The sequence below is a fragment of the Nocardia sp. NPDC004654 genome (genome assembly GCF_040609595.1).
Classification (GTDB): domain Bacteria; phylum Actinomycetota; class Actinomycetes; order Mycobacteriales; family Mycobacteriaceae; genus Nocardia.
The window spans coordinates 117,339-140,042 of record NZ_JBEXKI010000010.1; the positions used below are offsets into that span (position 1 = coordinate 117,339).

21 protein-coding genes are annotated in these 22,704 nt (G+C 69.7%); 13 read left to right on the forward strand and 8 right to left on the reverse strand.

The features are described from left to right. Nucleotides 1-48 precede the first annotated feature (48 nt). From ABZV58_RS30020 to ABZV58_RS30060, 9 genes are all read left to right on the forward strand, one after another. A complete protein-coding gene (locus ABZV58_RS30020) occupies nucleotides 49-372 on the forward strand; it encodes a hypothetical protein (RefSeq protein ID WP_355003551.1) in 324 nt (107 codons plus the stop codon). After that, nucleotides 326-847, forward strand: a complete 522-nt coding sequence (locus ABZV58_RS30025) for a hydrogenase maturation protease (protein WP_355003552.1) — start codon at nucleotides 326-328, stop codon at nucleotides 845-847. The genes ABZV58_RS30020 and ABZV58_RS30025 overlap by 47 nt, the downstream gene beginning before the upstream one ends. Nucleotides 848-850: 3 nt before the next feature. Then, nucleotides 851-1,093 (forward strand): HypC/HybG/HupF family hydrogenase formation chaperone, encoded by a 243-nt coding sequence (locus ABZV58_RS30030; protein ID WP_355003553.1) that lies wholly within the window; start codon nucleotides 851-853, stop codon nucleotides 1,091-1,093. Continuing rightward, nucleotides 1,090-3,408: a carbamoyltransferase HypF gene (gene hypF, locus ABZV58_RS30035; protein WP_355003554.1), complete on the forward strand. Its 2,319-nt coding sequence runs from the start codon at nucleotides 1,090-1,092 to the stop codon at nucleotides 3,406-3,408. Before ABZV58_RS30030 ends, hypF begins: the two co-directional genes overlap by 4 nt. A gap of 18 nt (nucleotides 3,409-3,426) precedes the next feature. Further along, nucleotides 3,427-3,753, forward strand: a complete 327-nt coding sequence (locus ABZV58_RS30040; protein WP_141811080.1) for a HypC/HybG/HupF family hydrogenase formation chaperone — start codon at nucleotides 3,427-3,429, stop codon at nucleotides 3,751-3,753. After that, on the forward strand, nucleotides 3,750-4,862 hold the full coding sequence (hypD, locus tag ABZV58_RS30045; protein ID WP_355003555.1) for a hydrogenase formation protein HypD: 1,113 nt from the start codon (nucleotides 3,750-3,752) through the stop codon (nucleotides 4,860-4,862). The genes ABZV58_RS30040 and hypD overlap by 4 nt, the downstream gene beginning before the upstream one ends. After that, nucleotides 4,855-5,937, forward strand: a complete 1,083-nt coding sequence (gene hypE, locus ABZV58_RS30050; RefSeq protein WP_355003556.1) for a hydrogenase expression/formation protein HypE — start codon at nucleotides 4,855-4,857, stop codon at nucleotides 5,935-5,937. Before hypD ends, hypE begins: the two co-directional genes overlap by 8 nt. Before the next feature lie 88 nt (nucleotides 5,938-6,025). Continuing rightward, a complete protein-coding gene (locus ABZV58_RS30055; protein ID WP_355003726.1) occupies nucleotides 6,026-6,730 on the forward strand; it encodes a DUF6390 family protein in 705 nt (234 codons plus the stop codon). Beyond that, a complete protein-coding gene (locus ABZV58_RS30060; RefSeq protein ID WP_355003557.1) occupies nucleotides 6,727-7,869 on the forward strand; it encodes a HoxN/HupN/NixA family nickel/cobalt transporter in 1,143 nt (380 codons plus the stop codon). Before ABZV58_RS30055 ends, ABZV58_RS30060 begins: the two co-directional genes overlap by 4 nt. Before the next feature lie 153 nt (nucleotides 7,870-8,022). Here ABZV58_RS30060 and ABZV58_RS30065 read toward each other — a convergent pair whose 3' ends face one another. Continuing rightward, nucleotides 8,023-9,231, reverse strand: coding sequence for an alpha/beta fold hydrolase (locus ABZV58_RS30065; protein WP_355003558.1), 1,209 nt, complete (start codon nucleotides 9,229-9,231; stop codon nucleotides 8,023-8,025). Nucleotides 9,232-9,645: 414 nt separating this feature from the next. Between ABZV58_RS30065 and ABZV58_RS30070 the strand changes: the two genes are divergently transcribed. Next, complete coding sequence (locus tag ABZV58_RS30070; protein WP_355003559.1) at nucleotides 9,646-10,269, forward strand: YdcF family protein; 624 nt, start codon at nucleotides 9,646-9,648, stop codon at nucleotides 10,267-10,269. 42 nt (nucleotides 10,270-10,311) lie between these two features. Further along, entirely contained in the window at nucleotides 10,312-11,259 is a 948-nt protein-coding gene (locus ABZV58_RS30075) for a MaoC family dehydratase N-terminal domain-containing protein (RefSeq protein ID WP_355003560.1), read from the forward strand. An 8-nt stretch (nucleotides 11,260-11,267) separates the two neighbouring features. On the opposite strand, the gene ABZV58_RS30080 is transcribed toward ABZV58_RS30075, so the two are convergent. The 4 genes from ABZV58_RS30080 to ABZV58_RS30095 are packed head-to-tail and all read right to left on the reverse strand — an operon-like array spanning nucleotide 11,268 to nucleotide 15,362. Further along, on the reverse strand, nucleotides 11,268-12,290 hold the full coding sequence (locus ABZV58_RS30080; protein ID WP_355003561.1) for an LLM class flavin-dependent oxidoreductase: 1,023 nt from the start codon (nucleotides 12,288-12,290) through the stop codon (nucleotides 11,268-11,270). 44 nt (nucleotides 12,291-12,334) lie between these two features. Beyond that, nucleotides 12,335-13,384, reverse strand: a complete 1,050-nt coding sequence (locus ABZV58_RS30085; RefSeq protein ID WP_355003562.1) for an alpha/beta hydrolase family protein — start codon at nucleotides 13,382-13,384, stop codon at nucleotides 12,335-12,337. Beyond that, nucleotides 13,381-14,331 (reverse strand): acyl-ACP desaturase, encoded by a 951-nt coding sequence (locus tag ABZV58_RS30090; protein ID WP_355003563.1) that lies wholly within the window; start codon nucleotides 14,329-14,331, stop codon nucleotides 13,381-13,383. Before ABZV58_RS30090 ends, ABZV58_RS30085 begins: the two co-directional genes overlap by 4 nt. A 59-nt stretch (nucleotides 14,332-14,390) precedes the next feature. Continuing rightward, nucleotides 14,391-15,362, reverse strand: a complete 972-nt coding sequence (locus ABZV58_RS30095; protein ID WP_355003564.1) for a transcriptional regulator — start codon at nucleotides 15,360-15,362, stop codon at nucleotides 14,391-14,393. A 431-nt stretch (nucleotides 15,363-15,793) separates the two neighbouring features. Between ABZV58_RS30095 and ABZV58_RS30100 the strand changes: the two genes are divergently transcribed. Next, nucleotides 15,794-17,344, forward strand: coding sequence for an acyl-CoA carboxylase subunit beta (locus tag ABZV58_RS30100; RefSeq protein WP_355003565.1), 1,551 nt, complete (start codon nucleotides 15,794-15,796; stop codon nucleotides 17,342-17,344). Nucleotides 17,345-17,569: 225 nt separating this feature from the next. Here ABZV58_RS30100 and ABZV58_RS30105 read toward each other — a convergent pair whose 3' ends face one another. Together ABZV58_RS30105 and ABZV58_RS30110 are read right to left on the reverse strand one after the other, a co-directional pair. Continuing rightward, entirely contained in the window at nucleotides 17,570-18,172 is a 603-nt protein-coding gene (locus ABZV58_RS30105) for a hypothetical protein (protein ID WP_355003566.1), read from the reverse strand. Then, complete coding sequence (locus ABZV58_RS30110; RefSeq protein ID WP_355003567.1) at nucleotides 18,169-18,828, reverse strand: TetR family transcriptional regulator; 660 nt, start codon at nucleotides 18,826-18,828, stop codon at nucleotides 18,169-18,171. The genes ABZV58_RS30105 and ABZV58_RS30110 overlap by 4 nt, the downstream gene beginning before the upstream one ends. A gap of 448 nt (nucleotides 18,829-19,276) precedes the next feature. Between ABZV58_RS30110 and ABZV58_RS30115 the strand changes: the two genes are divergently transcribed. Next, nucleotides 19,277-21,382, forward strand: a complete 2,106-nt coding sequence (locus ABZV58_RS30115; protein WP_355003568.1) for an AMP-binding protein — start codon at nucleotides 19,277-19,279, stop codon at nucleotides 21,380-21,382. 325 nt (nucleotides 21,383-21,707) lie between these two features. Here ABZV58_RS30115 and ABZV58_RS30120 read toward each other — a convergent pair whose 3' ends face one another. Continuing rightward, nucleotides 21,708-22,565, reverse strand: coding sequence for a helix-turn-helix transcriptional regulator (locus ABZV58_RS30120; RefSeq protein WP_355003727.1), 858 nt, complete (start codon nucleotides 22,563-22,565; stop codon nucleotides 21,708-21,710). Nucleotides 22,566-22,704 lie beyond the last annotated feature (139 nt).

Here is a 22,704-nt window from a genome sequence, read left to right on the forward strand (position 1 = left end):
CGGCGCTATTTCCGGATCCGCAACATGTAGCGAAGGTGAGGACAAGCCATGGGTGAGAGGAAAGAAGAGCCGCAGTCGGCACGCGGAGCGCCTGGCTCGCGCGACACCGGTTCGGACACGGTCGCCGGCGGTCCGACGGACCGCGAACCTGGCGACATCGGGCACGAGGAGCTGACCTCGGCCGAAGGCGAGCGCCCCGAGCGCAAGACCGAATTCACCACGACGCCGGGCAGCGACGCCGAGCCGGCCGTCCCGCCCTACGACGACCGCAAGGACACCGCGAACCGGCCGGGTGAGACGGCCGCGGGCGAGGTGGAGGGCGCCGATGTCGGCGGCGCGACGACGCCGACGCCGACCGACGAACAGGGGTGACACGACGACGAAGGTGCTGGTCGCCGGGATCGGGAACATCTTCCTCGGCGACGACGGATTCGGCCCGGCGGTGGTGCGGCGGCTGCCCGCCCCCACCGCGGCGGACGTGCGCGTCGCCGACTACGGCATTCGAGGCATGCACCTCGCCTACGACCTGCTGAACGACTGGGACGCGCTGGTGCTCGTCGACGCGCTGCCCGGTCGGGGCGCGCCGGGCCGGGTCGAAGTGTTCCGCGCCGAGCACGCGGAGCACTCCGGCGCCCGGCTCGACGCCCACGCCATGGATCCCGAGGCCGTGTTCTCGATGGTGCGGACGCTGGGCGGCACGGTGCCGCCGACGGTGATCGTCGGCTGTCAGGTCGGCTCGGTCGCCGAGGGGATCGGCCTCACCGAGCCGGTCGAGGCGGCCGTCGCGCCCGCCGCGGCCGCGGTCGGTTCGGTATTGGCGGACCTGCTCAGCCGACAGGAGGTGTGAACGATGTGCCTCGGGATTCCGGGCCGGGTCGTGCAGATGGCCGAGGGCTACCACGATCAGGTCGCCCTGGTGGACGTCTCGGGTCAGACGCGCAAAGTGAACATCGGCATGCTCGACGACGGCCCGGTCCGCCCCGGCGAGTGGGTCATCATCCACATGGGTTTCGCGGTCGAGCGGACCGACGAAGCGGGCGCCGCCGAGGCGCTCGCGGGGCTGCGACTGCTGGGGCGCGGGGAGGAACCGTGACCGCGGCGCGAACCCGGCGGCGGATCCTGGTCCGCGGCGTGGTGCAGGGTGTCGGATTCCGGCCTTTCGTCTACACCACCGCCGCCGAACTGTCGCTGGCCGGTCGCGTGTCCAACGACAGCTCCGGCGTGATCGTCGAGATCGAGGGCGCCGCGCGCGATCTCGACGAGTTCGAGCGCCGCGTCCGCCACCGGCCGCCACCGCTGGCCGTCGTCGAATCCGTCGAGACGACCGAGATACCGGTGCGCGGCGGCACCGGGTTCCACATCGCCGACACCACGCGCGACGGCGCGGGCCGCACGCTGGCCTCGCCCGACGTGGCGATCTGCGCCGAGTGCGCCGCCGAACTGCGCGATCCGGCCGATCGCCGCTACCGGCATCCCTTCGTGAACTGCACCAACTGCGGCCCGCGATTCACCATCATCGCGAGTCTGCCCTACGACCGGGACCGGACGTCGATGGCCGAGTTCCCCATGTGCGCGGCGTGCGCGCGCGAGTACGCCGACCCCGCCGATCGCCGCTTCCACGCGCAGCCGATCGCCTGTCCCGCCTGCGGCCCCACGCTCGGCTACACCGGCCCCGGCGCGGGAGACCCGATCGCGGCCTCCCGAGAGTTGTTGCGGCACGGTGGAATTCTCGCGGTCAAGGGCATCGGTGGTTACCACCTGGCCTGCGACGCGGCGAACGAGGCCGCCGTCGCCGAGCTGCGTCGCCGGAAACGGCGCGGCGACAAGCCGTTCGCGCTGATGGTGCCGGACCTGACGACCGCACGGGCGATCGTCGAGGTCGACGCGGCCGCCGCCGAGCTGCTGACCGGCCCCGCCCGGCCGATCGTCTTGCTGCCGCGGCGTGCGGAGCCCGAATCCGCTGCCGCCGAGGCATTCCCGGCTCCGGCCCGATCGGTGGCCCCGCGCAATCCCGATCTCGGCGTGATGATCGCCTACTCGCCGTTGCATCTGCTGCTGTTCGGGCTGCCCGGCGACCCGCCCGGACCGCGGGCATTGGTGATGACCTCGGGCAACCTCGGCGGCGAGCCGATCTGCTACGACGACGCCGACGCGCGCGAGCGCCTCGCGGGCCTCGCCGACGCGTGGCTCACGCACAACCGGCGCATCGTGGTGCCCTGCGACGATTCGGTGGTGCGGCTGGTCGACGGCGTCGAACTGCCGGTACGCCGCTCGCGCGGGTACGCGCCGATGCCTTTGGCCCTGCCGACGCCGATGCCGCCGACACTGGCGGTCGGCGCGGATCTGAAGAACACCTGCGCGGTGGCCGACGGCCGCTACGCGTGGCTGAGCCAGCACATCGGCGACATGGACGACCTGGCGACGCTGCGCGCGTTCACCGAGGCCGAGCGCCATCTCGAAGAGCTCACCGCCGTGCGGCCGATCCAGTTGGCCGCCGACGCGCACCCGCGCTACCGGTCCACCGCATGGGCCGAACAACACGCCGACGGGCGCCCACTGCGGACGGTGCAGCACCACCACGCCCATATCGCGGCGGTGATGGGCGAGCACGGCCTGGACCCCGCCGCGACGGTGCTCGGAATCGCCTTCGACGGAACGGGTTTCGGGCCGGACGCGGCGATCTGGGGCGCCGAGGTGCTCGCCGCGGGATACAAGGGCTACCGGCGGCTCGCGCATCTGCGCTACGTGCCCCTCGCCGGCGGCGACCTGAGCGTGCGACGGCCGTACCGCATGGCGCTGGCGCATCTGCGCGCCGCCGGAATCGACTGGACCGAGGACATCCCCGCGGTGCGGGCGTGCCCGGCCGAGGAGCGCACAGTGCTGGCGCACCAACTGGATACCGGCTTCGGCTGCGTCCCGACCTCGAGCATGGGCAGGCTCTTCGACGCGGTCTCGTCGCTGGCCGGAGTGCGCCACGAGGTCGACTACGAGGCCCAGGCGGCGATCGAACTGGAGGGACTCGCTCGCGGCGCGGATCCCGGTGCGCGCGGCTACGCGTTCGTCATCCCGGCGAACGACGACCCGCGCGGTCGCGGCGCCACCGCCATCGAACCTGGCGCGGTGATCGCCGCGGTCGTCGCCGATGTGCGGGCCGGGGTCTCGCCCGAGGTCGTCGGTGCGCGCTTCCACGCGGCGGTCGCGCGCCTGATCCTCGACCTCGCCGTCGGATACGGAGCCGCGTCCACGCCCGTCGCCCTGTCCGGCGGGGTGTTCCAGAATGCCCTGCTGCTCTCGACGACTCGAAAACTGTTACAGAAGAAGGGCTTCGAAGTCCTCTGCCATCGCAGGCTGCCACCGAACGACGGCGGCCTCGCGTTCGGCCAGCTACTCGCCATCGGAGCGGGATGAGCGGAAGGAGAAGCGACGATGTGCCTGGCAGTCCCAGGAAAGGTGCTCAGCCTGCACGAACGGGACGGCACGCTGATGTCGACCGTCGATTTCGGCGGCGTGCACAAAGATGTGTGTCTGCAATACATCCCCGACGCGGCGGTCGGCGACTACGTCGTCGTCCACGTCGGATTCGCGATTCAGCGCCTGGACGAGCAGTCCGCGCTACAGACCCTGGCCGAGTTCGAACGCCTCGGGGTGCTCAACGAAGAGTTCGGCGACGGTTTCGCCATCGCCGCGAAACAGGCGGGAGTCGAGAACCCCGAAACGACCGAGCAGCGAGACGATCCGGAGGTGACGTCGTGAAGTACCTCGATGAATTCAGCGATCCAGAACTGGCCAAGGTCCTGCTCGACCGGATCCGCGGCGCGACGAACAGACGGTGGTCGATCATGGAAGTCTGTGGCGGACAGACTCATTCGATCATCCGGCACGGTATCGATCAGCTGCTGCCCGACCAGATCGAGATGATCCACGGCCCGGGTTGCCCGGTCTGTGTCACCCCGCTCGAGGTGATCGACAAGGCGCTCGAGATCGCCGCCCGGCCCGGAGTGATCTTCTGTTCGTTCGGCGACATGCTGCGGGTACCCGGCAGTTCCAAAGATCTGTTCCGCGTCAAGAGCGAAGGCGGCGACGTGCGCGTGGTCTACTCACCGCTCGACGCGCTCGAGCTGGCGCGCGCGAATCCGGACCGGCAGGTGGTGTTCTTCGGCATCGGCTTCGAGACCACCGCGCCCGCCAACGCGATGACCGTGTACCAGGCCAAGCGGCTCGGCGTGCGGAACTTTTCCCTGCTCGTCTCGCACGTGCTGGTGCCGCCCGCCATCGCCGCGATCATGGAGTCGCCCGATTGCCGGGTCCAGGGGTTCCTCGCCGCCGGTCACGTGTGCACCGTCATGGGCACCGGCGAGTATCCACCGATGGCCGAGAAGTACCGGGTTCCGGTGGTGGTCACCGGCTTCGAGCCGCTCGACATCCTGGAGGGCATCCGCCGCACGGTGATCCAGCTCGAGGCCGGACGCCACGAGGTGGAGAACGCCTACCCGCGCGCGGTGGCCGCGGCGGGCAATCCGGCCGCCAAGGCGATGCTCGAGGACGTCTTCGAGATCACCGACCGGGCCTGGCGCGGCATCGGCGTCATTCCGCGCAGCGGCTGGCGACTGTCGGAGCGGTACCGCGACTACGACGCCGAACAGCGGTTCGCCGTCGACGCGCTGCACACCGAGGAGTCCTCGATCTGCCGGTCCGGCGAGGTGCTGCAGGGCCTGATCAAGCCGCACGAGTGCGCGGCCTTCGGCAAGGAGTGCACGCCACGAAATCCTCTGGGCGCCACCATGGTCTCGTCCGAGGGCGCGTGCGCCGCCTACTACCTGTACCGGCGGCTCGACCTACCCGCGGAGGTCGCTCATGCTTGACGAGACCGGGTCGCCCGCGCCCGCGCGCGTCGACATGGGCAGCTGGGTCTGCCCGATGCCGCTGCGGGATTCGCCGAACATCGTGATGGGGCACGGCGGCGGCGGTGCGATGTCGGGCGAGCTGATCGAGCATCTGTTCCTGCCCGCCTTCGGATCGGCCGCCGAAGCGGGGTTCGGCGATTCGGCGGTGGTCACCCTCGGCGGCGCCCGGCTGGCGTTCACCACCGATTCGTTCGTGGTGAAGCCGATGGAGTTCCCCGGCGGTTCGATCGGCGACCTCGCCGTCAACGGCACCGTCAACGATCTCGCGATGTCCGGCGCCCGTCCCATGGTGCTGTCGACCGCCTTCATCCTGGAGGAGGGCACCGCGCTCGCCGATATCGCGCGCATCGCCGCCGCCATGGGTACCGCGGCCCTCGGGGCGGAGGTCAAGCTGGTCACCGGCGACACCAAAGTCGTCGACGCCGGTCACGGCGACGGTGTGTACGTCAACACCGCGGGCATCGGCCTGATCGACGACGGCGTCGACATCCGCCCGCAGCGCGCGCGACCCGGCGACGTGGTCTTGGTCAGTGGGGAGATCGGCCTGCACGGTGTGGCGGTGCTGAGCTGTCGCGAGGGCTTGGAATTCGGCACCACGGTGTGCAGCGACACCGCGCCGCTGCACGGACTGGTCGCGGCGATGCTGGCCACCGGCGCCGACGTGCACGTCCTGCGGGATCCGACGCGCGGCGGTGTGGCCGCGACGCTCAACGAGATCGCGGGAGTGGCGAAAGTCGGTGTGTCGCTGGACGAACGGAAGATCCCGGTGTCCTCGCAGGTTCGCGACGCCTGCGGATTGCTCGGTCTGGACCCGCTGTACGTCGCGAACGAGGGCAAGCTGATCGCCTTCGTCGCGCCGGAGGACGCCGACCGAGTCCTCGCCGCCATGCACGAGCATCCGCTGGGCGGGCGCGCCGAGGCGATCGGCGTCTGCGTCGAAGAACACCCCGGCATGGTGGTCGCCCGCACGGCGCTGGGCGGAAACCGGGTGGTCGACCTACCCGCGGGCGAACAACTGCCGCGAATCTGTTGACATGGGCGGTGATTCGGCTTCCGCCGGGGCGGCGAGAGGAGGTGGCGCGATCACCGGACTGGACGTGGCGGGCCTCGACGGAACCGAGATGTTCGCCCGATACGCCCACGCGCCCAACGCACTCGGCTACTGCGGACCCGCCGCTAGCGGGTCGATGGTCGACTTGCCGACGGCGGAGGTCAGGGCGATGGCGCGCCGGTTCTCCGGCGCGTGGCCCTACCTGCGGGTCATGGCACGGCTGACCGGCATCGCCGACCCGCTGGACCGGCGGCTCGTCGAATCGTATTGGCTCGGAGGGGGAATCGGCGCGCGGCTGGACCCGGCGGAGTTCATGGCGGAACTCCTGGCGGTGATCGGTCCAGTCGCCGGTCAGTACTGGGCGCATCTGACCACGGAACTGGTTCCCGAGGCCGCCGCCAACCACTGCTTCCACGTCTTCGGCGTCTACCCGTGGACCAGGCTGCTGGGACGGGGCGAGCACCCGCTGTTCGTGCTCGACAGCTGCCGCATCACCTGGGGAACGGTTCTGGCTCGCACGGACGACCAGATCACGGTGTCGACCCGCCGCCTGTCGTGGGACGGGGGCCGACTCGCGTTGTCCCACCCCGAGGCTCGACAGGTAGCGGTGTGGATCGACGGCTACTCCCCCGCGCCGGACGTGCGCGAGCACGATCTCGTCGCGCTGCACTGGGATCGGCTGTGCGGACTGCTGGAGCCGGAGCAGGTTCGCGACCTCGCCGACAGCACGGCCCGTCAGTTGCGCGTCACGAACGACAGGCTGAAGCGGACGTGACCGTCACCTCCGGCACCGGACGATCCCGCCTCGACGTCGTTCGACACTCGCTGACCCGCTCCGAATGGCTCGGCGTGGCAGGCATGTTCGCGGTGATCGCGGCCCTGCACCTCGTCGGCTGGATCACCCTGATCGCCTTCGTCGTGCCGCGGAACCTGGACATCGGCGCGCAGACGCTCGGGGTCGGCGTCGGCCTGACCGCCTACACGCTCGGTTTGCGGCACGCCTTCGACGCCGACCACATCGCCGCGATCGACAACACCACCCGCAAGCTGATGAGCGACGGGCAGCGCCCGCTCTCGGTCGGATTCTTCTTCTCCCTCGGGCATTCGACGATCGTCTTCGGACTGGCCTTCCTGCTGTCGATCGGAATCAGGTCGATCGCCGGACCCGTCGAGGACGACTCGTCCAGCCTGCAGCACTACACCGGACTGTTCGGCACCACGGTCTCGGGCGCGTTCCTCTACCTCATCGCCTTCGTCAACATCGTCGTGCTGATCGGCATCCTGCGCGTCTTCCGGCGCGTGCGCGCCGGGGACTACGACGAGACCGCGCTCGAAGATCAGCTCACCAAAAGGGGACTGCTGAATCGTCTCCTCGGACCGGTGATGAAGGCGGTCACCAAGCCGTGGCAGATGTACCCGGTGGGTCTGCTCTTCGGCGTCGGCTTCGACACGGCGACCGAGGTCGCGTTGCTCGTGCTCGCCGGGACCAGCGCCGCCGCCGGACTGCCGTGGTACGCGATCCTGTGCCTGCCGATCCTGTTCGCCGCGGGCATGAGCCTGCTGGACACCATCGACGGGACGTTCATGAACTTCGCCTACGGGTGGGCTTTCGCCAAGCCCGTCCGCAAGGTCTACTACAACATCACCGTCACGGCGCTGTCGGTCGCGGTGGCCCTGCTCATCGGCACCGTGGAGCTGCTCGGCCTGCTCGCCGAGCAGCTCGGCTGGTCCGGTGGTTTCTGGGACTGGCTCACCGGTATCGACCTGAACATCATGGGCTACGTCGTCGTCGGCCTGTTCGTCGTCACCTGGGCCCTCGCGCTGTTGGTGTGGCGCTACGGCCGCATCCAGCAGCGGTGGGCTCGGCAGCCTTCGATCCCGCGTCGGCCGACATCGCCTCCGCCGATGCGATGACGCCCAGGAGACCGATTTCCACGCCGAAGCCCACCGGGCGGCAGTGCGTGCGTTACTCCGCTCGGTGGGCTCGGCGCCGGGGGTCGGGTCGCGCCTGCACAGGAGGGTTCGAGGTTCCCGCCCGACATCCCGACCGCCCGATCGGTCAATAGATCACAGGGCGCCACCACCTCCGATCAGCCAGGGGTTGAAGGTGCAGTCGAGCTGCGGGTGACCCACCGGGTCCAGGGCACGCAGCGCGATCGACAGGGCCCGCGGCGAGTACATCATCGTGAGATGGTCGGAGACGTCCTGCTCGCAGCCGTCTTGCAGGGTGATGTTGTCCACCTTCACACCGGGACCGGCCTGCAGGAAGGTCAGGTCGTAGGGGTTGGTGATCTCGTCGTAGCGGGTGCCGACGATGGTGTAGTCCACGCCGGGCACGGTGTCGCCGTTGGCGTTGAGCCTCTGCACGAACTCCGAGCCGATCGTCTGCTGGATGCCCGCGTGGCCGACGAAGATCTCGATGAAGCCGAGGATGTCGATGCCGAAGTTGTTGATGGCCCGGCCCAGCGCGCCGATTCCGATCAAGCTGGTGCCGTGGTGGGTCGCGCCGTAGGTGACGAGGTTCTGCACCTTGGCCGCCCCGCCCTCGAACTTGGTGTACCAGTTGGCCATCGCACCGCCCTGCGAGTGGGCGATGATGTCGACCTCGTCGGCTCCGGTCGCCGCGAGCACCCGGTCGACGAAGGTGGCCAGCTGCTTGGCCGAGTCCCAGATGTAGCCGGTGCCCATGACGCCGGGCAGTACCGAACCGAGGCCGCCGCCCTCGAGCAGGTTGGCGCGGCCGTAGTTGAAGGTGAAGGTGCAGAAGCCGGCGTCCTTGATCGGCTGGCCCATGAAGGCGTAGCCGTTGTAGGCGTTCATCCAGGTACCGTGCAGCATCACCACCGGACGGGGGTGTTCGGCGGTGGGCTTGCAGTTCCAGTCGTTGGCGCCGGGTGGGGCGACATCGGGATTCAGCAGACCATGGCCGAACGCGGCCAGCCACGACGTCATCGGCGGGCCGTAACCGACTGTGTCACTGGCGAATCCGCCCGAGGACCCGGAACTGCTTCCGGATCCCCCGTAGCAGCCCCCCGAGCCGTTGCCCGAACCCGCGCCGCTCCCGGAGGTGCAGGCCGAGCCGGAGCTGCCCGCGCTGCCGGAGCCGGCGACCGGCGCCGCCTTGCGACCCGCGGCGATGAGGTCCGCCAGGGCCTGTTCGGTCGCCGCCGGCTCGGGTGCCGCCTGGGCCGCGACACCGGTGAAGCTCATGGCGAGCACCGATACGATCGACACCGCCGCGGCGCCGAGCGTTCGGCCGCAGGTACTTCGTTTCATCAGATGCCTTTCGGTCGGAACGACGTCGTTCCCTCGTTCTCGGTTCTTGCGGTTCACAGCCCCGCCGTGCTGGTCGGCGGGTCTGAAACTGCGCCAACGCTAGGACCGGCGAAACGGCGAAACCCACACCGCGAGCGGGTATCTGGACACTTCACGAAGCGTTTGCCGCGACAGTAGGGAACGTGCACAGTCACCGCCGAGCGGGCGTGCGCTGGTTCGGGTGACAGGCGCGTCGAAAAGATTTCAGGTAGCGCGCACAACCTCGAGTGCAACCCTCCAATTACGCGGTCACCGAACGATGACATCTCCAAATATTCCGGCCGGCACTATGTGCCGGGCCGATTACGGCGCAATCATGGAGCGAGGTTTCCCAGCCGTCGAAGGCCACTCGATGGCTAATCGATGGAGATGCTCATGTTGCACCCGATGTTTCCGAGAGGGCGGTCCCGCCGCGGCACGATGCGCGGTCTGCTCGGCGCGGCGACGGTGGTTACCGCGCTGCTTCACGCGCCGTGCGCGATGGCCGACGGCGGCACCGGTTCGGCCGCGGCGTCCCCGCCGCTGCCCCGCTTCGCCTCGGCGCTGCCCGCACTGGGTTTCCGCGGCCCCGGCACCGCGATCGTGGTGCTCGGCTACGGCCTGCTCCCCGACGGCGAGATGCGCCCGGAACTGCTCGCACGCCTGCACGCCGGATTCGTGCAGGCGTTGCTCGCTCCCGCCTCGCCGGTCATCGTGACCGGCGGAAACCCGCGCAACGGCGTCACGGAGGCGCGGGCGATGGCGGATTGGCTGATCGCACGCGGCATTCCGGCCGAGCGGGTGATCGTCGAGTCGGACGCCGCGTCGACGGTACAGAACGCCGAGCACTCGGCCAGGATCATGCGCGACATCGGCGCCAGGGACGCGGTGGTCGTCACCTCGGCCGATCACATCGACCGCGCGCTCGGCGATTTCCTCGGCGCCGGGGTGGACGTCGTCGCCACCGTGACACCGGATCAGGTGCCCGCGCTCGCCGCCCCTTTCGGTCCGCGCGCCTGATCGGCGAGAGCATTCCCCCGCACGGCAATTCTGGAGCAAAATATGACCGATCTCGTCACACCTGTGTCTCGCACCGAATCACCGTCGTATCACGACGTCCCGGCGTCGCGGCGCGGTGTGGTGCGCGCCGAGACAATTCGCGAATTCGCCCGCGTCGTTCGCAATTTCCATCCGGCGCACCTGCGCGAAGACGCCGCGCACCGGCTCGGGTATTCCGGCCTCGTCGCCCCGCCGACGTTCGCCACCGTGTTCCTCGGACACCTGTACCGAGATCTACTGCACTCCCCGCGCACCGGCGGCGCCGCGCCGCACACCGCACCGCGCGTCTTGCACGCCGACCACGTGCTCGATCTGGCCAGGCCACTGCTGGCGGGCGATCGGCTGGACTGCCGGGTGCACGTCGAATCCTCCTGCTATTTCTCGGACTACGAGGTGCTCACGATCAGGAGCGCGCTGGTCGACGGCGCCGGTCGCGCGGTGCACACCGGTACGACGACGGTGCTCGGGCGGGTGCGGGCCGTCACCGCGCCGGGAGTCGCGGAGGCCTACGCCGACCGGCGCAGCGCCGAAACCGCGCTCGCCCACTCCTACGACCGAACACCTTGCACCACAGTTGATTTCGATTCTCTCTCGGTCGGCGATCAACTGCCGGTCCAGCTGCTCGAGGTGTCCGGGGCGGATCTGGCCGAGTACTCGTACGTGACCGGCCTGCCGAGCGCCGAGCCGCCGGGCATCTACGAAACCGGCCTCGCCACGGGCTATCTCACCGACTGGCTCGGCGATCCCGCCGCCATCACCAGGCTCCGCACCCAGGTCGCCCCCGGCGTCCACGGCCTGCGCGTCCGAGCCGCGCAGCGGGTCCGTCTCGCCCTCCGCGGCCGGATCACCGCGCTGGATCGACGCCATCGCGCCGCCACCCTCGCGGTGGACCTGCGTTGCGAGGGCCGTCGGCTGTTCGGGTACGCCGCGGTCGAGGCGCGATTTCGCTGAGGCGGTTCCTACGCCGCCCGCCGCGCCGCGGCCGGGAGCAACCCGGTGAGCCGCGCCAGTCGTCGATGCGACTCGAGCCGCGCGGCGCGATCGAAAGTGCTGGTGTGCACCAGGATCTCGTCCGCTCCGGTCCGGGTGATCAGCCGCTCCAGCGCCTCGGCCACCTCGTCCTCGGTGCCGTGGATCTGATCCCGCATCGATTCCGCCACCAGGCGGCGTTCGCGTTCGGTCATCGGCACCGACTCGATCTCCTCCGGCGGCAGCAACACCGGGAACTCGCCGCGGGTGCGCGAGTACGCGCTCGACCAGGCCTCCGGCAGGAGCATCCTGCGCGCTTCCTCGGCGCTGTCCGCGATCAGGACGGTGCCCGAAACGACGACATACGGCGCACTCCCCCAGGCGGTTTCGCGAAATTCCGCGCGGTAGCGTTCGATCGCCTGGACCATCCGATCGTTGCCCGCCACCGCCGCGACGACCAGTGGCAGCCCGAAGCGCGCGGCGCGTTCCGCGCCGGAGCCGGTGGCCAGCAGGAACGCGGGCACCCGCAAGCCCTCCGCGGGCCAGGCGTGCACACCGTGCCTGCCGTGCGCGAAGTAGTCGAGCACCGCGGCGAGCCGGTCGTCGAAGTCGTCGGCGTCGGCCTTGTCGTGCCCGAGCGCGCGGCGCACCCCGTCGGTGAAGCCGACCGACCGGCCGAGGCCCATATCGATCCGTCCCGGGTAGAGCGATTCCAGCACACCGAACTGTTCGGCGACGACCAGCGGCTGATGGTTGGGCAGCATCACCCCGCCGGTGCCGATCCGGATGCGCGAGGTGGCGGACGCCGCGGCGGCGGCGAGCACGGTGGGCGCCGACCCGGCGACGCCCGGCACGCTGTGGTGCTCGGACACCCAGAACCGGTGGTAACCCCACTCCTCGGCCAGCCGCGCGAATTCGACCGTCTCGCGCAGCGCCGCCGGATGCGACTGCCCGCGCCGCACCCGAGAGCGGTCGAGGATGGAGAAGCGAACGGAAGGCAGTGCCGCGGTCATACCTGTTGTCAACGCGCCCGCCGCTCGCCCATTCCACCGCGAGGTCAGGTCGCGGGCACCCCTAGCGCCCCGGCCAGCACCCGCCAAGCGCGCGGCAGCTGCGCCTCGAAGTCCGGCCAGGTGTGCATGCCCGCGTCCGAGTACTCGACCTCGGCCGGAATCCCCAGTTCGGCGAGCCTGCCCGCGAACCGTTCGGTGCACGCGCGGGCCCCGGCCTCGAGCGCTGCGCCTCCCCCGGCGAGGCGCAGCGCGTCGACGACCGACGGCGCCGCCGCCACCGCGGCCAGATCGGCGGCGGTGGGGGCGCCCGAGGCGGCGGACAGGTAGATGGCGGTGCCGCGCAGCTTGTCCGCGCCGAGCAGGCTGTCGTGGGCCGCCCACTCGGGGGAATTCGGTGGGCCCCAGAGGTTTTCCACGTTCCCGCCGCGCGAGGCCACCGTGATCGTGGTGACGGCGTGACCGAGCGGATCGGCAGTGGAATAGCAGCCGCTCATTCCCGCGACCGCCAGATAGCGGCCGGGATGGCGCTGCGCGAGCATCATCGCCGCCTGCGCGCCCATGGAGACGCCCGCGATGGCACGACGGCCGTCGGACTTCAGCAGCGATTCCACGATCGGCGGCAGTTCGTCGGTGAGGAAGGTCTCCCAGCGGTTGAGCCCCAGCGCGGCGTCGTGGCGCTGCCAGTCGCTGTACATGCTGCCGGTGCCGCCGGTGGTGAGCACCACATCGACCGGTTTGTCTGCGAAGAACTGCTCCGCGCCGCCCTTGGTGAGCCAACCGGAGGTCGGTTCGCCGTCGACGCCGTCGAGCAGGTACAGCGTCGGGCGCGGGCCCGACCCCGAGCCGCGCAGGACGTCGACCTCGATGACCCGGCGCATCGCGGCGGAGGCGATGTGCAGGCGGTCGCGGCGCGGACCCAGGCTCTCGATGGTCAGCAGACCGGTCCTGGTCATCTTCGGATCGACCGCGGGCGCCTGGGTCGGCGCGGCCGCCGGGCTCGCGGGCGCGGCGAGCACTTCGGCAAGCACGGGCGCGGTGGTCGCGGCGGCGAGCACGGCCAACGCGGCCGCGGCGATCGAGACTCGGCTGCTCATGAACTCGCGGCGGCCCGCTCCGCCTGCCGGGCCGCGGCCCGTTCCCGCTGTTCCTCGAAGCGCCGCGCCCGCTGCTCCAAGTCGTCCAGGAAGGCGTGCAGCTCGTCGCGGGCGCGCTCCCCGTCGCCAGACAGGTCCGTGCGCTCGAAGACGTTCCACGCGCGGAGTACGGGCCGCACCACGACGTCCAGATGCTGGCGCAGATCGTAGATGCCGTGCTTGGCCAGCAGTACGGCGTTGCGGCGGAAGCCGGGCTGGGTCAAACCGGGCATCTGGAACTGGGTGACGATGTCGGTGATCGCGCGCAGCATCGCGTTGGGCGTGAGGTCGAGGGCCGCGGCGCTCAGATTCCGATAGAAGATCATATGCAAGTTCTCGTCGGCTGCGATTCGTTGCAGCATACGCTCCGCGAGGGGGTCGGCGCACGCGGCCCCGGTATTTCGATGACTGATTCTGGTCGCCAATTCCTGCAACGTCACATAGGCCACCGAACGCAGGAACTGTGGCCCCTTGACAGGTTTCGCGATTCCGGTCGTCATGTGCCGCATGCGCGCCGCCTCCAATGCGACGGGATCCACCGCGCGGGTCACCACCAGATAATCGCGCATCACTATGGCGTGCCGATTCTCCTCGGCGGTCCAGCGGCCGACCCAGGTGCCCCAAGCACCGTCCAGCGAAAAGGATTCCGAGATCTCCCGGTGATAGGACGGCAGATTGTCCTCGGTGAGCAGATTCGTGATCATCGCGACCTGAGCGACTTCGGACAGCCGGGATTGTCCCGGCTCCCAATCGATTCCGCCGAGGGCGGCGAAATTGCGGCCGTCGTCCCACGGCACGTAGTCGTGCGGCTGCCAGGCCTTCGCCTTGCGGAGATGGTCGTCGAGGAGACGCTCCGCGACCGGTTCCAGTTCGCGCAGCAGGTCCAGATCGGTCGACGCGGTGGTCACTGGTCGAACTCCTTGCCCGCCTCGAACATCGAGGCTTATCCGACGATAAGGCCGAAAACTCAGGCCGAACGCCCCATTCGCGGTTTGTTGGGCGAGGTGACTACCGCCCCTCTGGCCTGCTGGGGCCCGTCACAACCGAACGATTCCCCCAGGTCCGCCACCGGATACAAGCCGGGAGGACGGTTCGCCGCCCGTATCCTGCCGAGCAGATCGTGCGCGCGTCCGGCGAGTTCCGGTATGCGGCAACGAGCTCCGGCCGTGACCGTCGCCGTCAGCGGGACTTCCGCGGCCTCGCTCACCACGTCGAGCACCTCGGCGGTCATGGCCAACGGCGTGAGCGCGGAGGCCTCATCGATCGGCACCAGCACGGTGCCGCCCTCGGTGGACAGCAGCGACAGCGCACGCGAGCCGAGCGGATTGGCCAAGGCGGCCTGCACCCTGCGCAGCTTCCGGCGCCCCGCCGTCGCGCCGCCGCCGGGACGCAACTCGTCGCTGTGCTGCGGGATCGACACCGCGACCACCTGGTACGACGGCGCGATGCTGATGCCGGTCTGCTTGGCCAGCTGGGCCACGCCGTGCCCGCTGAGCAGGGCCGAGACGAGGGTCTGCGCCGCCGTCTGATGCTCCTTGGCGACCAGCCGGTGTTCCTCGACGTAGGCCGTCGACGCCCCCACCGTCACCATCTCCAGCGCGCGCACGATCAACCGGGCGCCCGCCACCAGCTGATCGGAGTCGCCGCCGCTCGCCGCGAGGAATTCCAATCCGGAACGAATCCCGTCGTGATACGCCCCGAGCACCGTTTCCAGCGCGACGCCTTCGCGCGCCCAGCGCATCGCGCTGCCCGCGATCTCCGCCGGTTCCGGAGCGGCCGGAAAAGAGCCGGGTTCCAGCACTTTCACCGCCTCGGCCAGACAGTTCCGCGTTATCGTCGCGAGATCACCGGGCGGCACTCCGCGCGGCCGATATCGCAGATGTTCCACGAGTTTCGAGTGCAGAGTCGTGATGCCCGAACCGGCCTGTGTGCCCGCCATGACTGTCGAACAGTAGCGGCGATCGGGGCGAAATCCCGAGCCGTTACCGAGTTCCGGGCATTTCATCAGGCCGTACCCAAGCCGTTGGGCGAAATCACAAGCAGATCACGGCTTTTCGCGCGGCGGACGGTGCCGATGGCGGCGCGACCGACAGCTCGGGATCGTACCGGTTGGAATTGTCGAGCGTCCGACCGCCCGGCCCACCGAATATTTTCCGGGCCGCTCGGTGAATTCTGTCGAGCACCCGTAACTCGGAGCGGCCGGGAAGCGATAGGACATCCGACCAAGAGCGCGGTATCGCCCGCTCGGAGTTGTCGCATGAGTAGGGTGGCCCGTGGTGTGCCGCACGTCTCATCAGCGATAGCATCGAGCGCCGCGCCTCCGTACCGCGGACCGGGCGCCACGTCGAGTGCGAAGGACTACACGGACATATGACCGGTACGCGAGAGAAGCTGGAGCAGCTCCGGGGCATCCTGGAGCTCGCCGAGGAGCCCGCAGGCGAGGCGGGGATCGCCAAACGCAAGGCCAAGGAGATCCCCAGCGCCCGCGAGCGGGTCCGCATGCTGCTCGACCCCGGTACTTTCGTGGAGATGGGCGCGCTGATGCGCCAGCCGGGCGCGAACAACGCCATGTACGGCGACGGCGTGGTCACCGGCCGCGGGTACATCGACGGCCGGCCCGTCGTGGTGATCGCGCACGATCAGACCGTGCACGGCGGCTCGGTCGGCGAGATGTTCGGCCGCAAGGTGGCCGCGGCCATGGAGTTCGCCTACGAGAACGCCTGCCCCGTGATCGCGATCAACGACTCCGGCGGCGCGCGCATCCAGGACGCGGTCGCCTCGCTGGCCTGGTACGCGTTGATGTGCCGTCGCCAGGAGGATCTGTCCGGCTTCGTGCCGCAGGTGGCGATCATGCTCGGCAAGTGCGCGGCCGGTTCGGTGTACGGCCCGGTCAATATGGACGTGCTGGTCGCGACCGACAAGTCCTACATGTTCGTCACCGGCCCCGAGGTCATCAAGGCCGTCACCGGCGAGAGCGTGAGCGCGGACGAGCTCGGCGGCGCGGCCGTGCAGGCGCGCACCGGCACCGTGCACCACGTCGCGGACAGCGAGCGCGCCGCGTTCGACTGGGTGCGCGAGTACCTCGGCTATCTGCCCTCCAGCTGTCTGGAACAGCCGCCGATCGTCAACCCGGGGCTCGAGCCGGAGATGACCAAGCACGACCTCGAGCTGGACTCGATCATCCCGGACGCGGACAAGGTCGGCTACGACATGCACGACATCCTCGTGCGCATCTTCGACGACGGCGCCTTCCACGAGGTCAGCGCGGGTACCGCGCAAAACCTGATCACCGGCTTCGCGCGCGTGGACGGGCGCAGCATCGGCGTGATCGCCAACCAGCCGATGGTGCTCGGCGGCGCGCTCGACGCGCAGTGCTCGGACAAGGCCACCCACTTCATCCGCCTGTGCAACGCCTTCGGCCTGCCGCTGGTGTTCGTGGTGGACACGCCCGGTGTGCTTCCCGGCATCGAGGAGGAGCGCAGCGGCGTCATCAAGCGCGGCGGGCGGTTCTTCCGCGCGGTGATCGAGGCGACCGTGCCGATCGTCACCGTGGTGACGCGCAAGGCCTACGGCGGCGGCTACGCGGTCATGGGCTGCAAGCAGCTCGGCGCCGACATCAGCCTGGCCTGGCCTACGGCCCGGATCGCGGTGATGGGCGCCGAGAGCATGGTCGGCATCATCGGGCGCAGGCAGCTGGAGGCGACGCCCGCCGACCAGCGCGCCGAGGTGCGCCAGCAGATGATCGACTTCTACAACGCCACCATGGCGACGCCGTGGATCGCCGCCGAGCGCGGCTACATCGACGCGGTCATCGAGCCGTCGCAGACCCGCTTGGAGATCCGCAAGGCGCTGCGGCTGTTGCGCGACAAGGATCCCAAGCCGAAGCACAACCCGCGCAAGCACAGCCTCTTCCCCGTATAACCGAAAAGCACCGGTTGTGCTGTCTCACAACACATCCGACGAGCGGTCGTAGGATCGCCGGATGTTCCGTGAGGTGGCGACACGGGGCTGTCCCATCGCCTAATCTCGGATCCGTGTCCGGCCCTCGTTCGCCGCGCAGTGGCCGGACACGGTGGCGTGCCTGCCGTGGTTTGTTCCCTACCCTTACCCGGCGGGCACGCCGCACTTCATCGTGCGACGCGCCAGTCAGACCGCGCCGCGGCCGCCCCAGGTGAGACCCGCTGTCGCCCATTCGGTTTCCCACAGTCGCGCACGCCTGCGGTCCAGGCTCGCGCGCAGCAGGTAGTAGCCGGTCGCGAAGCACACGAGCACCGCGCCGGCCACCGCGCTCGACATCAGCACCGCGCGGCTCAGCGCTCGCGTCTCCGACGGCGGCTCCACGACCCGGCCGTCCCGATCGAGCCAGATGCTCACGGCGGCACCGGGATTCACCATGGTGCTGGAACGGTAGTCCTCGACACGGGTGACGCCCGCGCCGTCGACCCAGGACACCCGCGCGGGCGTGATCGGCGCGTACAGCGGCGCCTTGCCGACTTCGACCACGGTGGCGTCGACGCGGTGCAGTTCGGCGAGACGACTCTCGACCACCCGGGATTCCGTCTCGTAGACCCGGCCGCCGATCCCGATCGCCACCAGCGGGACGATGGCGAGGAACAGCAGGGTCAGCAGCATGCCGACCCCGGATTGCAGCCGATCCTCTCTGCGCCGCATGGGATTTCGGTCCAGACCCATCCGTCGGCAGGTCCGGCGCACGATGCCCGCCGATCCGACCGCGCGTTCCTCGGTCATGACGCCGACTCCTCGTACTCGATGTCGCACTGGATGTCGTTCGCCACCCCGGCGAGGGTGTCGAAGAAGCTTTCGATGAGGTCGGGCAGGCCGTTCGGGTCCGCCCCGGCCGCCCAGGTCTGCAAGGCCGCGACGATGAGCCCGGAACACGCCGCGACGACGGTCGCCGGGCGCAGATCCCGCGCCGGGTCCACGCCGAGGCGGGCGGCCAGAATGCGCACCGATTCGCGTTGCCCCTCGTTGCGGATGCGCTGGTAACCGGCGAGCAGAGCCGGTTCGTCATCGAAGCGCTGGAACAGCGCCCAGCGCCGGGCGAGCAGGCCCGCTCGTTCCCCGGTGTACTCGGCGGTCAGCCAGTCGTGCACCGCGTTGCGGTAGGCCCGCAACGGCGGCTCGTGGGCCGGGCGGCAGGCCAGCGCCTCGTTCAGCAGGTGCATGTCTTGGTCGATGTCGCCGAGGATCGCCGCCTCGATGGACGGGAAGTGGCGGCTGAAGGTGCGCCGGGTGACGCCCGCGCGCTCGGCGATGTCCTCCACGCCCACCGCGGCCAGTCCCCGCTCGGTCAGCAGATCGAACGCGGCGCGCGACAGCGCCTCGCGGCTGCGACGGGTGCGCAGCCTGCGGCCATCCAGGTCGACGGCGTCGTCGGTGCCCATGCCCTCATCCTACCAATATTGTCCCGACGGGACATTAGTTTCCGGTCGCACTCTCCTCAGGGCAGTACCCGCTACGAGCACACGGAACCGCGCGACCGGCGACAGCGGGTGCCCGGCGTTCGCTTCGCCGGTGACGACGACCAGCCCCCGAACCGAGGCGATCGGCGGAACGACAGTTCGCGGCGCCACCCGATCATGACTTCTCACAAAGCTGTCCGAAATAGCCCGGAAATCGTCTCCGTGTGCATCTCCGAAATCGCTGTCCGAGAAACCCGGCGACCCGAGCCGCGTTGTGCTCGAACACAGCCGAATTCGCCTCCGGATAGGTCCGAAAACAGTTTCCTACCAGGTGAAATACCGGACTCTTGACCAGAATTGCGGCGGGAGCTACAAATGAAATCTCCGCCGACCCGAGCTGTTCGAACCGGCCGACGAGAATTGCAAGCCAGTGGTTACCGACGTCATCGATGTGACCGTGGAATTCGCGATCCCCCGCCAGTCGGTGTGGGACCTGCTCCGCGAGCCGCAGACCTACCCCCGCGTCTTTCCTGGTATCGGCGCGTGCGAACCGCTGGAAGCCGCGGGTGGACATCAGATGCTGCGCTTCCGCGTCGGCACCGCCGAACTCGGGGTCCGCACCCAGGTGATCCAGCTGCGGATCGGCCGCTGGTACGAAAGCCTCGAGCTGGTCAGCCCGACGCTGGGCAGCTTCGCCTCGATCCGGCTGCGCGGCACCGAGGAACGCACCCGCGTCTCGGTCACCTTCTTCGGACCGGGCCGCATCCATCCGGCCGTCGCGAAGCTCGGCAACGGCGCGATCATCGCCTGGACCGAGCGCGGCCTGCGCCGCATCGCCGACCTGGTGCGCGGCGCGACCACCTCGGTCGTGGTCAACGGCGAGAACTCACCGGTCCGCCGCCGCGCGGAGGTGGCGAGGCAGATGATGGCCACCGGCGTGGTGCGCGCCCACCGTCCCGACCTCGGCTTCAAACAGCTGCGCAGACTCTCCGAGTGGGGGTTCAACCTCGCGGGCGGTTACGCGGCGGCGGCCGCGTTCGCACCGGAGCGCACCGCGCTGATCGACGCGCGCGGCGCACGCACCTTCGCGGAGATGCACGCTCGCACCAACGCCATCGCGGGTGCCATGTCGATGCTCGGGCTCGCGGCGGGCGATGCCATCGGCCTGCTCGCGCGCAACCACGGCGGAATGGTCGAGACCATGGTCGCCGCGGGCAAGCTCGGCATCGACGTGGCGCTGCTGAACACCGGCCTGCCCGCACGGCGCATCGAGGAGGTGGTGCAGCGCGACAAGCTCACCGCGCTGTTCGTGGACGGCGAATTCGACCATCTCGTGCAGTATCTGCACGCCGATCTTCAGCGCTACGCCACCGACCGGGCCAAGCCGGTGCCGGGCCGAACCACCCTCGACGATCTCGCGGGTATGGGGCACAACGACTTTCGCAAGCCCGCGCACCCGGGCAAGCTGATCGTGCTGACCTCGGGCACCTCCGGCACCCCGAAGGGCGCGCGCCGTCCGCACGCCAAGGGATTCAGCACCATCGCGGCGCTGCTGTCCCGTATTCCGCTGCGGATGGACGAGACCATGCTCATCCCCGCGCCGCTGTTCCACACCTGGGGCTTGGCCGCGCTGCAATTGAGCACCGCGCTGCGTTCCACCGTGGTGCTTCCCGAGCAGTTCGACGCCGAGGACTGCCTGCGCCTGATCGCCGAACACCGGGTGAGCACGTTCATCGCGGTGCCGATCATGGTGCACCGCATCCTGGAGCTGCCCGCGCACGTGCGGGCCCGCTACGACACCTCCAGCCTGCGGGTGGTGGCCAGCTGCGGCGCGCCGCTCGCCGCGAGCACCGTGCTCGACTTCATGGACGCCTACGGCGACGTCCTCTACAACGTCTACGGCTCCACCGAGGTGTCCTGGGCGACCATCGCCGACCCCACCGACCTGCGCGCCGCGCCGACCACCGCGGGCCGCCCGCCGCTCGGCACCAAGGTCGCGGTGCTCGGCCCGGACCGCAAGCCGCTGCCCGTCGGCGCGACCGGGCACATCTACGTGAGCAATCACATGCTCTTCGACGGCTACGTCAACGCCGCGCCGCCGGACGAGGCCGACGGCATGCTCGACACCGGCGATCTCGGCTTCCTCGACGCCACGGGCAAGCTGTTCATCGCGGGCCGGGACGACGAGATGATCATCTCCGGCGGCGAGAACGTCTTCCCGCGACCGGTCGAGGAGGCGCTGGCCTATCTGCCGCAGGTCCGCGAGGTCGCGGTGGTCGGCGTCCCCGATCGCGAATACGGCCAGCGCCTCGCCGCCTTCGTGGTGAAACGCGAAGGGTCGGGCCTTGATTCGGATATGGTCCGCAACTACATCCGCAATCGGCTGAGCCGATTCTCGGTGCCGCGCGACGTCACCTTCCTCCACTCGCTGCCCCGCGGCGAGACGGGCAAGATCCTCAAGCGCCTGCTCACCGGCGGCGCCGAGGACGCCGCCCAGCATCCGATCATCGGGACGATCGCCCCCGGCTCGTACTGACCGCTCGGCTCGACCGCTCGGCGAAACCGCGCTTCGCCGGACACTCGGCGGGCCGACACGCGCCGCGTCGTTGTGAGAAACCAACGCTCGGCTCGCGTCCGGCTGGACATGCCCCAGTGTCCGCTCGCCGACCTGTCCGCGCACCGTGTCCGCGCCTATGCTCGCCGGGACGGCTCCGGCGGCAGGCCGACCCGCAGCGGCCCGCCGCGCGACGAGTTCCGGAGCCGCTGAGGCAGGCCGTCCCGGTCGGTGCGACACCGCTCCCAACACCGTCGCGTCCGCCGGGGCGGTCTGTCCGTCTGTCGTCTCGGCTGGCCTGTTCGGCTCAGCCCTGCCCGGTCGGCTCGTCCACGGTGGGCGGCTGACGATCGCGCAGCGCTTCGAGCAGCCCGCGCGTGTACTGGGGCGGTGCGGCGTGCACGGAGAGCATGTTGGCGACGGCCCGGTAGGCGGCGATGTCGGACTGCTTGTCCAGATACAGCGCGCTGGTCAGTTGCTGGAGATAGACGATGTCGGGCAGATCGGACTCGGTGAAGCGCAGCATCGTGAAGGCGCCGTCGGCCAGGGCCGGGCCACCGACGTGGTCGGCGAGCACCTGCAGCGTGATGTTGGGCTGATCGGCCGCCTCGAGCAGCCTGTCGAGTTGTTCGAGCCAGACCGCCGAACCACCGATGCGCCTGCGCAACGCGGCCTCTTCCACGATCACCCAGATCCGGGGCGGTTCCGGCCGGGTGAGGATGTGCTGGCGGCGCATCCGCAACGCCACCCGGCGCTCGATCGCCGCGAACGACTCGTTGGGATGCGCGAGGGACAGCAGGGCCCGCGCGTAGTCGGCGGTCTGCAGCAGCTCGGGCACCGCTCTCGGCTCGTAGCAGCGGATCAATCGGGCCGCCTGCTCCAGGCCGAGGTAGGTGTCGAACCACTTCGGCAGCCAGTCGTTGTCGCGGTGCCACCAGCCCGAGGCGTTGGCCTGGCGGGCGAGCTCGAGGAACTCCGCGCACTCGGTCGGATCCGTCACGCCGTAGAGCGCGAGCAGGTCCACCAGGTCGCGTTCGCGGAACCCGGTACGGCCGAGTTCCAAGCGGCTGATCTTGGAGTGCGATCCGCGGATCGACTCGCCCGCGTCCTCGCGCGAGATGCCCGCGGCCTCGCGTAATCGCCGCAATCGACCGCCGAGCAGCATCCGCAACACGGTCGGACCGCCGTCCGGGCCGGGAAGCTTTCTGGGAAAAGGGGTTTCGCCCGAGAGTCGCACTTCCGGAGCACGCATCCACCGATGATGCCATGAATCGAGGGCGACGCTCCAGGGCACACGGCGGTAT